The organism is Streptosporangium sp. NPDC020072 (assembly GCF_040631445.1).
Classification (GTDB): Bacteria; Actinomycetota; Actinomycetes; order Streptosporangiales; family Streptosporangiaceae; genus Streptosporangium.
This window is the reverse complement of sequence record NZ_JBEYAB010000012.1, coordinates 147896-160067: the sequence shown is the minus strand read 5'-3', so window position 1 is coordinate 160067 and position 12172 is coordinate 147896. Positions and strand designations below refer to the sequence as shown.

14 protein-coding genes are annotated in these 12172 nt (G+C 70.9%); 7 read left to right on the top strand and 7 right to left on the bottom strand.

The window, feature by feature from the left end; all coding sequences use genetic code 11:
- Positions 1-210: 210 nt before the first annotated feature.
- Positions 211-1362, bottom strand: a complete 1152-nt coding sequence (locus tag ABZ470_RS27925) for an NAD(P)/FAD-dependent oxidoreductase (RefSeq protein ID WP_362915050.1) — start codon at positions 1360-1362, stop codon at positions 211-213.
- Between the two features lie 58 nt (positions 1363-1420).
- Positions 1421-1555, bottom strand: a complete 135-nt coding sequence (locus ABZ470_RS27920) for a hypothetical protein (protein ID WP_362915048.1) — start codon at positions 1553-1555, stop codon at positions 1421-1423.
- A gap of 140 nt (positions 1556-1695) precedes the next feature.
- Between ABZ470_RS27920 and ABZ470_RS27915 the strand changes: the two genes are divergently transcribed.
- Positions 1696-2295 (top strand): helix-turn-helix domain-containing protein, encoded by a 600-nt coding sequence (locus tag ABZ470_RS27915; protein ID WP_362915046.1) that lies wholly within the window; start codon positions 1696-1698, stop codon positions 2293-2295.
- A 58-nt stretch (positions 2296-2353) separates the two neighbouring features.
- Here the strand turns inward: ABZ470_RS27915 and ABZ470_RS27910 are convergent, their stop codons facing one another.
- On the bottom strand, positions 2354-3340 hold the full coding sequence (locus ABZ470_RS27910) for a WYL domain-containing protein (RefSeq protein WP_362915044.1): 987 nt from the start codon (positions 3338-3340) through the stop codon (positions 2354-2356).
- A gap of 110 nt (positions 3341-3450) precedes the next feature.
- Between ABZ470_RS27910 and ABZ470_RS27905 the strand changes: the two genes are divergently transcribed.
- From ABZ470_RS27905 to ABZ470_RS27895, 3 genes are all read left to right on the top strand, one after another.
- Complete coding sequence (locus ABZ470_RS27905) at positions 3451-3873, top strand: VOC family protein (protein ID WP_352014577.1); 423 nt, start codon at positions 3451-3453, stop codon at positions 3871-3873.
- 77 nt (positions 3874-3950) lie between these two features.
- Entirely contained in the window at positions 3951-4121 is a 171-nt protein-coding gene (locus tag ABZ470_RS27900; RefSeq protein WP_362915042.1) for a hypothetical protein, read from the top strand.
- Positions 4118-5215 (top strand): winged helix DNA-binding domain-containing protein, encoded by a 1098-nt coding sequence (locus tag ABZ470_RS27895; RefSeq protein ID WP_362915040.1) that lies wholly within the window; start codon positions 4118-4120, stop codon positions 5213-5215. Before ABZ470_RS27900 ends, ABZ470_RS27895 begins: the two co-directional genes overlap by 4 nt.
- A 247-nt stretch (positions 5216-5462) precedes the next feature.
- Here ABZ470_RS27895 and ABZ470_RS27890 read toward each other — a convergent pair whose 3' ends face one another.
- Positions 5463-5951 (bottom strand): MarR family transcriptional regulator, encoded by a 489-nt coding sequence (locus tag ABZ470_RS27890; RefSeq protein WP_362915038.1) that lies wholly within the window; start codon positions 5949-5951, stop codon positions 5463-5465.
- Between the two features lie 461 nt (positions 5952-6412).
- Here ABZ470_RS27890 and ABZ470_RS27885 point away from each other — a divergent pair, with 461 nt between their 5' ends.
- On the top strand, positions 6413-7909 hold the full coding sequence (locus ABZ470_RS27885; RefSeq protein WP_362915036.1) for an FAD-dependent oxidoreductase: 1497 nt from the start codon (positions 6413-6415) through the stop codon (positions 7907-7909).
- Between the two features lie 83 nt (positions 7910-7992).
- On the opposite strand, the gene hsaB is transcribed toward ABZ470_RS27885, so the two are convergent.
- Positions 7993-8526: a 3-hydroxy-9,10-secoandrosta-1,3,5(10)-triene-9,17-dione monooxygenase reductase subunit gene (gene hsaB, locus ABZ470_RS27880; RefSeq protein ID WP_362779863.1), complete on the bottom strand. Its 534-nt coding sequence runs from the start codon at positions 8524-8526 to the stop codon at positions 7993-7995.
- Complete coding sequence (hsaA, locus tag ABZ470_RS27875; RefSeq protein ID WP_362915034.1) at positions 8523-9686, bottom strand: 3-hydroxy-9,10-secoandrosta-1,3,5(10)-triene-9,17-dione monooxygenase oxygenase subunit; 1164 nt, start codon at positions 9684-9686, stop codon at positions 8523-8525. Before hsaA ends, hsaB begins: the two co-directional genes overlap by 4 nt.
- Before the next feature lie 250 nt (positions 9687-9936).
- On the opposite strand from hsaA, the gene ABZ470_RS27870 reads away from it, so the two are divergent.
- Complete coding sequence (locus ABZ470_RS27870; protein WP_362915032.1) at positions 9937-10179, top strand: hypothetical protein; 243 nt, start codon at positions 9937-9939, stop codon at positions 10177-10179.
- Here the strand turns inward: ABZ470_RS27870 and ABZ470_RS27865 are convergent.
- On the bottom strand, positions 10110-11087 hold the full coding sequence (locus ABZ470_RS27865; protein WP_352014746.1) for a LysR substrate-binding domain-containing protein: 978 nt from the start codon (positions 11085-11087) through the stop codon (positions 10110-10112). The genes ABZ470_RS27870 and ABZ470_RS27865 overlap by 70 nt on opposite strands.
- A 58-nt stretch (positions 11088-11145) precedes the next feature.
- Between ABZ470_RS27865 and ABZ470_RS27860 the strand changes: the two genes are divergently transcribed.
- Positions 11146-12000 carry a GntR family transcriptional regulator gene (locus ABZ470_RS27860; RefSeq protein WP_362915030.1) on the top strand — a complete coding sequence of 285 codons (855 nt, stop codon included), beginning with the start codon at positions 11146-11148 and terminating at the stop codon, positions 11998-12000.
- Positions 12001-12172 lie beyond the last annotated feature (172 nt).

Here is a 12172-nt window from a genome sequence, read left to right as displayed (position 1 = left end):
GTCCAGCTGGGGAAACTCCATGGCCACGGCCTGGTCCCCGGACGGAACGGGCGCCCTTGGGCTTCCCTCCGGGCTCCGCACCCCACGGTCGCCCGCGACGCACGCCGGAGCAGGGACAGGTCTCAGACACTGACCTGGATCACGGTCCCGACAGTGCCGGGCCTCCTTTCTCGTGATCACTCACAACGTGCGACTTCATGTCGCCGGCGGTCAGGGCTGGTTGTCCTGCGCGTTGAGGTGGGCCTGCGGGTCCTCGGCGTCGAAGGGATCGTCGGCCATGAGGTCGGCGGCGCGTCCGTCGAGTTCGGTCTGCATCTGGTGGGAGCGGGGGATCATGGTCTTCTCGTACGCGCGCAGGGCGTCGTCGATGACGGGGTTGTGAGCGAGGGCGAGGGCGAGTTCGAGGGCGTCGAGCATGGCGAGGTTGACGCCGAGTCCGAGCGGGGGCATGAGGTGGGCGGCGTCGCCCAGCAGGGCGATGGTGGGGCTGGGCTCCCAGATGTGCGGAACGGGCAGGGCGTTGATGGGGCGCTGGAGGTAGCGGCCGTCGTTGTCGGTGATGACGCGGCGCAGGCCGGGCGCCCAGTCGCGGTAGGCGTCCAGGAGGAAGGCGCGGATGCCTTCGGTGTCGTCGTGGGTGAGACCGGCCTGGGCGAGCCAGTCGAGGGCGAGACGCTGGATGAGGTAGACGCGGATGTGGCCGCCGCCGTTGTGCTGGGCGAACATGCCGCGCGCGCCATCGCCGGCGATGGCGCTGCCGTTGCCGACGAACTCGGCGATGTCGGGGTGCCGGGTGTCGGCGTCGTGGAACCAGGCCTCGACGAAGGTGATGCCGGTGTACTGCGGGAGGGCGGCCGAGATCGCGGCTCGGACCGGGGACCAGGCGCCGTCGGCGCCGATGACGAGGTCGGCTTCGGTGGTGGTGCCGTCAGTGAAGCGCAGCAGGCGCGGGCCGTCGGAGGGGCCTTCGACGGCCCGTAGGGCGTGGCCCCACCGGACGGTGCCGGGGGTGAGGGAGTCCAGCAGCATGTCGCGCAGCACGCCGCGTTCGATCTCGGGGCGGTGGGCCTCGTCTTCGTCGGGGACGTGGTGGAAGCCGAGCTCTCCCGAGGTCGCGTCGTACTGGCGCATCTCCTGCCCTTCGGGGCGGCTGAGGGCGAAGAAGTTCTCCAGCAGGCCGGCCTCCTTGAGGGCGAGCTGACCGCTGTCGGCGTGCAGGTCCAGGCTGCCGCCCTGGTCGCGGACTCCTGCGGCGGCGTCGGCTTCGTGGACGGTCACGGCGATGCCGTGCTTTTGCAGGATGGTCGCGCAGGTCAGGCCGCCGGGGCCGGCGCCGATGACGGCGATGCGGGGTGTGTTCACGGTGGTGCTCCGTTTCGTGGTCCGGCCTGGCGGCCGGTGGTGACGGGAGAAGAGGGGTTCAGGCCCGTGCGGGGGCGGGGCGTGCCTTGCCGAACGGCGCTTCGACGGTGAACGGCGCGGCCACCACGGCGACGGCGCCGGTGGAGATCGGCACGGCGAGCACCGGGGCGGGCTCGGGGACGGTTTTGGGCATGGCGAGATCACTTCCTGTTCTCAGGGGCTTCGGTGGAGAGGCAAGGGCTGCCGACCGCTGCACCGAGAGAACCACACCAGATTCAAAAGTGCAACAAGTCAACTTTTTAACCTGAGCAACAAATGGTGTAGGTTGCTTTCATGCTTGATGACAGCCCTGCTCCCATCGGGCGCCGTGAGCGCAAGAAGGCCGCCACCCGCCAGGCCATCGCCGACGCCGCCCTGCGGCTGTTCCTGGAGCGCGGCTACGACGACGTGGGCATCCGCGAGATCGCCGACGCCGCCGACGTGTCCACGACCACACTGTTCAAGCACTTCCCCGTCAAAGAGGCCCTCGTCTTCGACGAGGCCGAGGACGTCGAGAAAAGCCTGCTGTCGGCCGTACGCGACCGCCCTTCCGGCCAGTCGATCCCGGCCGCGCTACGCGAGCACGCCCTGCGCTTCCGGCGGGCCGGCGCCAACAGCACCCCCGAGTTTCGGGCCTTTCTCGACCTGGTCAACAGCACCCCGGCACTGGGCGACTACCATCGGGCCCTCTGGCTGCGCCACACCACCTCCCTCGCCCAGGCCATCGCCGAGGACAGCGGCCTGCCCGCCGACGACCCCGCCTGCACCGCCCTGGCCCACTTCGCCCTCGAAGCGCCCAGCTCCGTGCGCGACCACCACGACGCCGACGAAGCCATCACCAGCGCCTTCGACCTCCTCGACCGCGGCTGGCAGAACATCGCCCCCCAGCCGTAGCCGACGGGCCCGCCCCTCCGCCCCGAGACGGCCGGACGAGCCGGCCGCCTCCTCCCGGTCAGGGGAGGGCGCGGCCGGTCGCGGCGGCGGCGTAGCGCCGGGCGAGGTGCTTGAAGGCGTCCCTGAGCTCGGGCGGGCCGACCACCTCGAAGTCGACGTCGAACCTGCCGATGGCGGCGGCCAGGGCGACCCAGGACCACGAGCCCAGGACGAGGCGGCAACGGTTCGGGCCGACCTCCTCGACGAGTCCGTCGTGGGTGTACTGGGACACGACGGCGGCGGGCAGGTCGAGGATCACCTCGCCGTGGCAGGACCAGTCTCCGCCGGAGCCCCGGAACCTGCCGTTCACGAAGGCGGCCACGTCGCCTCCGGGCAGCTCGCGCGGGGTGAAGCGGGGTCCCGCCGGGGCGCGGGGGGTGATCCGGTCGGCACGGAAGGTGCGCCAGTCCTCACGGTCGAGGTCCCAGGCGACGAGGTACCAGTGCCCGCCCCGGCTGACGAGGTGATGCGGCTGCACCCGGCGCGGCGGGGGCCACTCGCCGCCGTCGTCTCCTCTGTGCGGCGAGTAGTCGAAGCGCAGCACCTGGCAGGCGTGCACCGCGGCGCTGAGCGCCATGATCACACCGCTGTCGGTCGGCGAGTCCGTCCGGCTGCCCGGCCGCTCGACGGTGGTGATCCGAAGGGTGTCGATCCGGTGGCGCAGCCGAGCGGGCATGACCTGTCGTACGGTGTTCAGCGCCCGTACCGCGGCCTCCTCGATGCCGGCCCCCGACATGGCGGCGGTCTGGAGCGCGACGGCCAGGGCGACGGCCTGCTCGTCGTCGAACAACAGTGGGGGCAGGTCCGTACCCGCCTCAAGCCGGTAGCCGCCGTCGGGACCCTTGGTCGCCATGATGGGGTAGCCGAGCTCGCGCAGGCGGTCGACGTCCCGGCGCACGGTACGCGCGCTGATGTCCAGCCTTTCGGCCAGCAGTGCCCCCGGCCAGTCCCTGCGTGCCTGGAGCAGCGAGAGCAACGCCAGCAGTCGCGCGGAGGTCTTCGGCATGGCCCCATACTGCCCTGAGAAGCGGCCACAACCTGTCCTCTTCATCTGTGACTGTTGTCTCGCGCCGGACAACGGCGTCCAGAGACGACAGTCAATGATCAGGAGCCGATATGACCGTCAAGTCCGTGACTCATCTGAACTTCCGTGGCGACGCCCGCGCGGCACTGGAGTTCTACCAGTCCGTTTTCGACGGTGACCTCGCCGTCGTCACCTACAAGGACGCCGGGAGCGTGCAGGACCCCGCAGAGGCCGACCAGGTGATGTGGGGGCAGGTGCTCGCCGACAACGGCTTCCACGTGATGGCCTACGACGTGCCCTCGCGGATGCCGTGGAACCAGGGCGAGAACTCCTTCTTCCTCTCCCTGCGTGGCGAGAGCGCGCAGGAGATCACCGCGTACTGGGACAAGCTCTCCGAGGGCGCCACCGTCGTGCAGCCGTTGGGGCCCGCGCAGTGGGCCCCGCTCTACGGCATGCTCAGGGACCGCTTCGGCGTCGTCTGGGTCGTGGACGTCGTGAGCGAGTACAACGGCTGAACGTCACACGTGGTGCGGGAGTGCGCCTCCCGCACCACGCCCCGGGGCCACCGAAGAAACCGAAGGAGACAGCCGGAATGAGAACGCGTCCGCTGGGGCGGACCGGAATGCAGGTCAGCCCCTACTGCCCGGGCACCATGATGTCCGGCCGGGTCGGCAATCCTGACCACGACGAAAACGTCATCGACACCGCCGACGTGTACTCCTACAGCGAGACCGAGGACATCGTCGAGGCCCAGATCCGATGACCGTTCTCGACATCAGGGCGCTCAACCGCGCGACGCTCGCCCGGCAGCTGCTGCTCGGTCACGCCGACATGCCGGTCCTCGACGCCGTCACACATCTGTGTGGCCTGCAGGCGCAGGAACCGCAGGAACCGTTCGTGGGGCTCTGGTCACGGGTGCGTGGGTTCGACCCAGCGGTTCTGTCGGACCTGCTGATCCGGCGGAGTGTGGTGCGTACGCACCTGATGCGCCGCACCGTCCACCTCCTGGCCGCCGAGGACGTCCTGGCCTGGCGGGCGCGCCACGACGGCATGCTGCGCCAGCGCGTACTCGGGACCTACCGTAGTGAGCTCGCCGGGGTGGACCTCGACGAGCTCGCGGAGGCGGGCCGGGCGGTGACGGCCGACGGCGAGCCCCGCTCGATGGCCGAGCTGGCGCAGACGCTGGCCGGGCGCTGGCCGGAGCCGGGGCCGCGGGCGCTGGGCGAGATGCTGGTCGCCGCCCTGGTTCCGATGGCGCAGATGCCGCCGCGTGGCCTGTGGCGCAGAAAGGCGGGGGTGCGCAACGTTCCGCTCTCGGCCTGGCTGGGCCGCGAGGTCGACCCCCTCTCCCCGGACGGCCCCGACCTGGCCGGTCAGGCACTGGTACGGCGTTACCTGGCCGCGTTCGGCCCCGCGGCCACCGCCGACCTGCGCGCCTGGTGCGGCCTGGCCGGGCTGCCCGCGGCGGTCGCCGCGATCCGGGACGAGCTGGTCGGCTTCCGCGACGAGCGGGGCCGGCACCTGCTGGATCTCCCCGACGCCCCCCGCCCCGATCCCGGCGTCCCCGCCCCGGTACGGTTCCTGCCGGCCTTCGACAACGCCGTCCTCGGCTACCACGACCGCACCCGCGTCATCGACGACGCCCACCGCGGCCTGTCGGTCACCGGCGCCCGCTTCGTGCTGGTCGACGGCCGGGTCGCCGCGACCTGGAACGTCGAGGGCGGCGCCGTACTGGTCAGCCCACTGCGCCGCCTCTCACGAGCCGAGCGCGACAGCGTGGCCGAGCAGGGGCAGGCGCTGGCGTCGTTCCTGTCCGACGGAGACAGCAGGCGCGTGGAGTTCGCCGCCGTTCCCTGAGATCGAACCACTGTGAGGTTCCGCGAACGCGTTGGCCCGCGGAGCGCGAGACGCCCACTTGGTGATGAGGACGTCTCCTGTGACGGCCCCGGCCCTGACCGGTCTTCGGTTCCCGGTCGTCGTGCTCGATGCGCCGGCGGATCGTGGCCAGGGTGACCAGGTCGACCGGCGGAGTGTCTTCGGGCAGGTTCGGCAACCGGTACGCGGCCGGCTCGGAGGCGTTTCGGGGCCACTCGGCTGAGCGGCGCTACCGGCCGCCCTCTTCCTTGTCGGCCGCGGACATGGCGAGCATGTCATCGACGCACCTGCGCATCAGTTGCTCGAACTGGACGAGGTCCTGGTCGCTCCATTCGGCGAAGGCGGAGCCGACGAGCCTCTGCCGGGCCGCCTCAAGCGCGTCCGTGACGCGACGGCCCGCACTGGTGATCACGGCTTCCCTGACCCGTCGGTCCGCCGGGTTCGGACGCCGCTCGACCAAGCCGAGCTCGGCGAGTTTGGCCACCTGCCGGCTGACGGTGGTGTGGTCGCGTCCTGCCCGTTCGGCGAGTTCGACCACGCCGATCGGCCCGAACCGCCGGATCCCGACGATCAGTTTGAACAACGAGCGGTCGAGATCGATGCCTGCCTCGGCCATGAGGGCCTCGTCGCGTTGCGGCAGGTTCATCAGCGCGACCAGGTCGACGAGCGATTCGTGCAGGCGCCGGAACGCGATGTGCCGGCGGTGTTGGGAAGCCATGCTCGCCACCGATGCCTTACGTGCCCTTGCGGACGGACGGGGAGATGCCAAGGCGAGGATACCGGCAGCCTCCGGTAGGCCGACGGTGCCCGGCGGGGACGCGGATGCGGGTGGCAAGGCGTGGCGGAGGTCGTGCCGTTCCCGCGACGGGTGATCGGTCACCTCATGACCGGCGTGGGAACGGACGGCCACCTCCGGGTAGATGCGCTCATTACACACATAATTCTCCACCAGCGCTACCACAACACTTGGATCGGGATTTCTTCCACGCACCAAGGTTACGAAAGGCCAGTTCAGACTGCTTTTCCCGATGGCCGGAACACTGCCGGGACGATGCGTCGCCCTCAAGGGAGGGCTTGACGACCGCTCTGGTTGCGGAACATACTCCGTGCTAAATACACATAAATCTGGATCGGACGGGATGGCTGCCCGGCCGACCGTCACCGACGGAGAGGTGAACCGTGACACGCGACGAAGACCTTGATGTGATCATCTGTGGTTCCGGCGCGGCGGGATTGACCCTCGCCATCGATCTCGCCCGCAGGAACATCGCGTTCCGGTTGATCGACAAGGCGCCGCACCCGTTCATCGGCTCACGCGGCAAGGGCATCCAGCCGCGCACCGAGGAGGTGTTCGAGGACCTCGGCGTGATCGACCGGATCGTCGCCTCGGGGGGTGAGTATCCTCCCCTGCGCACCTACACCCACGACGGGCCGGTCGACAAACACGCCGGGATCCTGCCTGAGCCGACGCCTGCCGAGCCGTACCAGATCCCGCTGCTCGTTCCGCAGTTCCTCACCGAGCGCCGGCTGCGGGAGCGGCTGACCGAACTCGGTCACGCCCCGGAGTACGGCTGCGAGCTCGTTGGCTTCGACCAGGACGCCGACGGCGTGACCGCGCGGATCGCCGCCCCCGACGGGGAGCGGACCGTGCGGGCCGCCTACCTGGTCGGCGCCGACGGCGGATCGAGCTTCGTCCGCAAGGCCCTCGGCATCGAGTTCCGCGGGAAGTCCCTCAACGTGCGGGCGCTCGTGGCCGACGTGCGGGTCGACGGCGCCTCGTCGCGCGTCTGGCACCGCTGGGGCGAGGAGAAGCCCGAGCGGAGCGTCTCGCTGTGCCCGCTCCACGGCACCGACATGTTCCAGTACATGGCCCCGGTCCCCCTCGACGTGGAGGTCGACCTCTCGGCCGAGGGGCTCACCGCCCTGCTCCACGAACGCGGCGGCCAAGACGACGTCGTGATCCGCGAGGTGTCCTGGGCATCGGTGTTCACGATGCAGGCCCGGCTGGCCGACGCCTACCGGCGTGGGCGCGTACTCCTGACCGGGGACGCCGCGCACTGCCATCCGCCGACCGGCGGACAGGGCCTGAACACGAGTGTCCAGGACGCCTACAACCTTGGCTGGAAGCTCGCCGCCGTGCTCGACGGCGCGCCGGAGTCGCTGCTGGCGACCTACGAGGAGGAGCGCCGACCGGTCGCCGAGGCGGTCCTCGGCCTGTCCGAGAAGCTGCTCGAAGCGGCCAAGAACCGCGACATGCGCCGGGGCCGCGAGGTGACCCAGCTCGACGTCGGCTACCCGGGCTCGTCCCTGTCGCTGACCGGTCTGGAGCCCTACAAGGGCGTGGCGTCCGGCGACCGCGCGCCCGACGCTCCCGTCACCGGCGCGGGCGGGCTCGCCACACGGCTGTTCAGCCTGTTCCAGGGACCACACTGGACCCTGCTCGGCTACGAACCCGGCGACGCCCCGGTCCCGGAACCGCGCGAAGGCCTGCGCATCCACGTCGTCGGCGGCGACATCCGCGACACCGGAGGCCACGTCCGGAGCGCGTACGGGCTGTCGCCCGAGCAGTGGGCGCTCGTCCGGCCGGACGGATACGTCGCGGCCGTGGTCGGCACCGCCGAACTCGGCGCCGTCGAGGCCTACCTCGACGGCGTCGGCGTCCGTCCCGTGCGGTGACGCGTCTCCGGTCGTCCCTGCGCAGGCGGGGGTGGTCCGGCCCTTTCTCTACACCTCGAATCGACCGGGGCTTCGCCGGTGGATCAGCACCAGTCTCCCGGCCTGGCCCAGGTGAGGAAGCCCTCCTGGGCTCCGGCGGGCGACGCCGGGGGCTCGGTGACGGTGTATCCGCCCCGGTAGAACAGCAGGGGCCGCTCGCCCGGACCGGCGCCCAGGTCGTGCACCCGGCCCACGGCGATGTAGTGGTCGCCTGCCTCGTACACGGCCTCCAGCGAGCAGTCCACCCAGGCAAGCGCCCCTTCCAGCAGTGGCGAGCCGCTGGGCGAGCGCCGCCAGGGGGTGCTGGAGAAGCGGTCCGCACCGCCCCGTCCGAACAGCGTGCTGGTCTCGCGCTGGTCGTGGGCCAGCACGCTGACGGCGAAGCGGCCTGACCGTTCGACGTCCGGCCAGGTTCCTGACGACCTGGCCGGGCAGAACAGCACGAGCGGCGGGTCGAGCGAGAGCGCGGCGAAGGACTGGCAGGCGAAGCCCACCGGCCGCTCGTCCCGCATGGTCGCGACGACGGTCACGCCCGTGCAGAAGTGGCCCAGGACCTGCCGGAAGAGCGAGGGGTTCACAACATGCCCACCGTGACGTCCTCGCCGAACTCCCCGTCGCCGAAGAGCTTGAGCGCCGCCTCCGGGTCGTTGGCGACGTGTACCCGTGCCGCGTGCGCGTCGCGCCAGAACCGCTGGATCGGAGTGCCCTCGGCGAGCGCTCCCGCCCCGGAGTTCTCGAAGAGCTGGTCCACGGCCGCGATGCACCGTTCGGAGGCCCGTACCTGGTCGCGGCGCAGCCGCAGCCGCAGAGCGGTGGGGATCGGCTCGCCGCGCCGCGCGGTGTCGTAGACCTCGGTGATGTTGCGGGTGAGCTGCAGCCATGCGGCGTCCACCTCGCTGGCCGCGCGGGCGACGCGGACCTTCGCGAACGGGTCGTCCTTCACCTTCTCCCCCACGAACACCCGCACGCGCTGCCGCTGGTGCGCCACGTGCGCCTCGTAGGCGCCGGTGGCCATGCCGACCAGCGGGGTGGCGATCGTGGTGGTCATCAGCGAGTAGAGCGGGATGCGGTACAGCGGGCTCGGGTTCACCTCCTGCCCCGGACAGACGCAGCGGAAGGAGTCGGCGAAGCTGAGCACGCGGTGCGCGGGAACGAAGACGTCCTCGACCACCACGTCGTTGCTGCCCGTGCCGCGCAGGCCCACGGTGCGCCAGACGTCGCGGACGGTGTAGTCCTCGCGCGGCACCAGGAAGGCCACCCAGTCGGTGGGCCTGCCGTCCTCGCCCGTGATCAGGGCTCCGAGGATGGCGGCGGTGGCGTGGTCCACCCCCGAGGAGAAGTTCCACGTGCCCGAAAGGCGGTAGCCGCCGTCGACGACGGTGGCCCGGCCGACGGGCGCGTACGCGGAGGAGACCAGGGCGGCGGGGTCGCGTCCCCAGATCTCCTCCTGCGCCGCGGCCGGGAAGGTGGCGACGTGCCACGCGTGGGCGCCGAGCACCGAGGCGACCCAGCCGGTGGAGCCGCAGGCGCCGGCGATCATGCGCACCGCGGTGTAGAAGGTCACCGGATCGGCCTCGTGTCCGCCGAAGCGCACGGGCTGCAGTAGACGGAAGAAGCCCGCCTCGCGCAGCTCCTTGATCGATTCCGCGGGAACCACGCGGGCGTCCTCGGCCGCCTGCGCGCGTTCTCTGAGGACGGGCAACAGGTCGCGGATCGCGGTCAGCACGTGTTCGCTCATCTGGCTGGGCTCCTGTGTCGGAGGGACGGTGGCCAGAATCTTCCAGCCGACCGGACAGGGCCGCTAATACCGGTTCGCTCGTGGCATATGCCCAGAGTGCGATGGTCGGCCAGGGTATACCGGCGGCTCGAAACGGTATTGGCGGCGAGCGGGGGCCACGCAGGACGCTGGGAGCCGTGAACACCCTGACCGCCCTTGACCACGACGTCACCGGCTCCGCCTGCCCGACGCTGCCTCCGCTCAGCGGCTGGTGCCTGTCTCCACCTCGCACGGCGGCTGGGCGGCGCCGGAACTCGCCGACCGGCTGGGGAGCGTCCGGGTGCCGCGGGTGGCGGCCAGCCTGCCGCCGTCGGTCGTCCGCGCGGTGCTCCCGGTCGGTGGCCTGTTCGATCCACGCCCGCTCGTCCGCACCCAACGACACCACTACGACGTCATCCTGGACCTCGCCGACGCGGATTCCACGTTCACCCGTGCCCTGCTAAACCTGTTCTGATCCCCGTCGGCCACCGGTTCCAGCGTGGAGGCGCGTTCGCGCAGGAAGCCGAGCAGCAGCCCGGCCGCCGGCGTCAACGACCTCTCCTGCGGGACGGTGACGCCCACCGCCCGCCGGATCCCCTCCAGCGGTACGGCGAGCGGCGCGAGGTCGCCGTCGGCGGCGGCGACCAGCTCCGGCAGTACGGCGATCATGTCGGTCTCCCGCACGAGAGTGCGCACGGTGAGGATCGAGGTGCACTCGACCACGTCCGCGGGCAGGTCGAGGTCCTCGGCGCCGAAGGCCCGCTCCACCTCCTGGCGCAGGGCGGTCTGCGCCAGCGGCAGGATCCACGGGTAGTCGAGCAGGTCCTTCAGGCCCAGTCCCGCCCGCCCGCGCACGGGGTGGTCACGGCGGGCGACCAGCCGCATCGCCTCGCTGTAGAGCCGGATCTGCCGCAGACCGCCCAGGCCGTCGAGCGGAGTGAGCCTGCCCACGATCAGATCGAGCTCCCCGGCGAGCAGCCGTAGCACCTGTTTGTCGAAGGTCGCCTCCGACACCACCACGGTGACTGCCGGATACGCCCGTTTGAGGTCGGCGATCGCCCGGGGCAGGAGCTGGCTGGAGCCGGCCAGCAAGGTGCCGACCCGGACGGTGCCCAGGCGCCCGTCGGCGAGGTCGGTGATCCGCTCCCCTGCCCGCCGCAGCTCGGCCAGCGCGGCCCGGGCGTGCTCCAGGAACGCCTCGCCGTAGAAGGTCGGGCGCACCCCGCGCGGCCCACGGACGAACAGCTCCACGTCCAGGATGCGTTCGAGCTCGCGCAGGCAGCGGGTCACGGCGGGCTGGGCCAGGCGCAGGTGGTGGGCGGCCCGAACCACGCTGCCCTGCTCGGCTATGGCCACCACCACGATGAGGTGACGGAGCTTCAGCCGTCCGTTGAGTAGGTCGATCTCGGGCTCCTCACTGACTCGAAGATATGATCCAAAGGTGGATACATCTGACAGGTCGCGAGCGGGTGACGCGGTCGCACTCGTGCACGAGGAGCTCCGGGAGCTGATCCTCAGCGGGCGCATCCTGCCCGGTCAGCGGCTCACCCAGCGCGAGCTCGGCGAGCGGCTCGGTGTGGGCCGTACCCCGCTGCGCGAGGCGCTGCGGATGCTGGAGGCTGAGGGGTTCGTGCTCTCCCGGGCCAACCACGGCGTCACCGTCGCCGGACTCGATCTTGACGAGGCCGAGGAACTCTACGCCGCGCTGCTCATGTTGCAGGCGCCGATGGTGCCCCGGGCGGCCCGGGAGATCTCGGAGGAGTCGCTGACCCGGATGGCTGAGCTGTCGGCGCTGATGCGCGACAGGCCGCAGGAGCCACGCGACTTCCACCGCGACCACGCCGCCTTCCACGCCCTGCACGAGGCGACCTTCGGACCCACTCTGTCCAAGATCGCCCATGACCTGTATCTGCGGCTGTCGCGGCTGCAGCGCTTCTATTACCGCAGCCGCCGCATTCCGGCCTTCGCCGTCGAGCTCGACCGGGCCTTCCTGGAGGCGATGCGGCGCCGGGACGGCGCGCGGGCGCGGCGGGTGCAGGAGTTGCACGTCCTCAGCTCCGCGATCGGGCTGATCACCGACGCCGACCCCTGGCACCGCTTCGGGCCGCTGGCCGACGCCGCGGCGGGGCTGGGGATCACCGTGCCCCTCTCGGCGAACGGCACGCTCGCACCGCCGGTCGAGGTCACCTGGGCCGTGGATCTGCCGGGTTACGAGCCGGTGACCACGGACTACGTCGTGGACGTGACATCTGCCCATGTCCACTCCCACCAGGGCCGAAAATTGGATCCACTTTAGGATACCTCTGCCGCCATCCTGCGCCGCCCGCCTGACGTTGTCCAATACGCTTTCCGTCGCGAGCCATAACCAGGACGAGATACCTCCGAATCGGCATACCTGACCGCCTAAGCGGCATTGGCGCACCTCACTCCCCCGCGGCCACCATCGGACCGTCACCCGACCCGTTCGA

What these genes read in the sequence shown, in the direction of transcription:
- ABZ470_RS27920 (WP_362915048.1), bottom strand. Translation starts at nt 1,555, where the DNA reads ATGCCCAAAACCGTCCCCGAGCCCGCCCCGGTGCTCGCCGTGCCGATC.
- hsaA (WP_362915034.1), bottom strand. Translation starts at nt 9,686, where the DNA reads ATGAGCGAACACGTGCTGACCGCGATCCGCGACCTGTTGCCCGTCCTC.
- ABZ470_RS27900 (WP_362915042.1), top strand. Translation starts at nt 3,951, where the DNA reads ATGAGAACGCGTCCGCTGGGGCGGACCGGAATGCAGGTCAGCCCCTAC.
- ABZ470_RS27905 (WP_352014577.1), top strand. Translation starts at nt 3,451, where the DNA reads ATGACCGTCAAGTCCGTGACTCATCTGAACTTCCGTGGCGACGCCCGC.
- ABZ470_RS27890 (WP_362915038.1), bottom strand. Translation starts at nt 5,951, where the DNA reads ATGGCTTCCCAACACCGCCGGCACATCGCGTTCCGGCGCCTGCACGAA.
- ABZ470_RS27895 (WP_362915040.1), top strand. Translation starts at nt 4,118, where the DNA reads ATGACCGTTCTCGACATCAGGGCGCTCAACCGCGCGACGCTCGCCCGG.
- ABZ470_RS27915 (WP_362915046.1), top strand. Translation starts at nt 1,696, where the DNA reads ATGCTTGATGACAGCCCTGCTCCCATCGGGCGCCGTGAGCGCAAGAAG.
- ABZ470_RS27910 (WP_362915044.1), bottom strand. Translation starts at nt 3,340, where the DNA reads ATGCCGAAGACCTCCGCGCGACTGCTGGCGTTGCTCTCGCTGCTCCAG.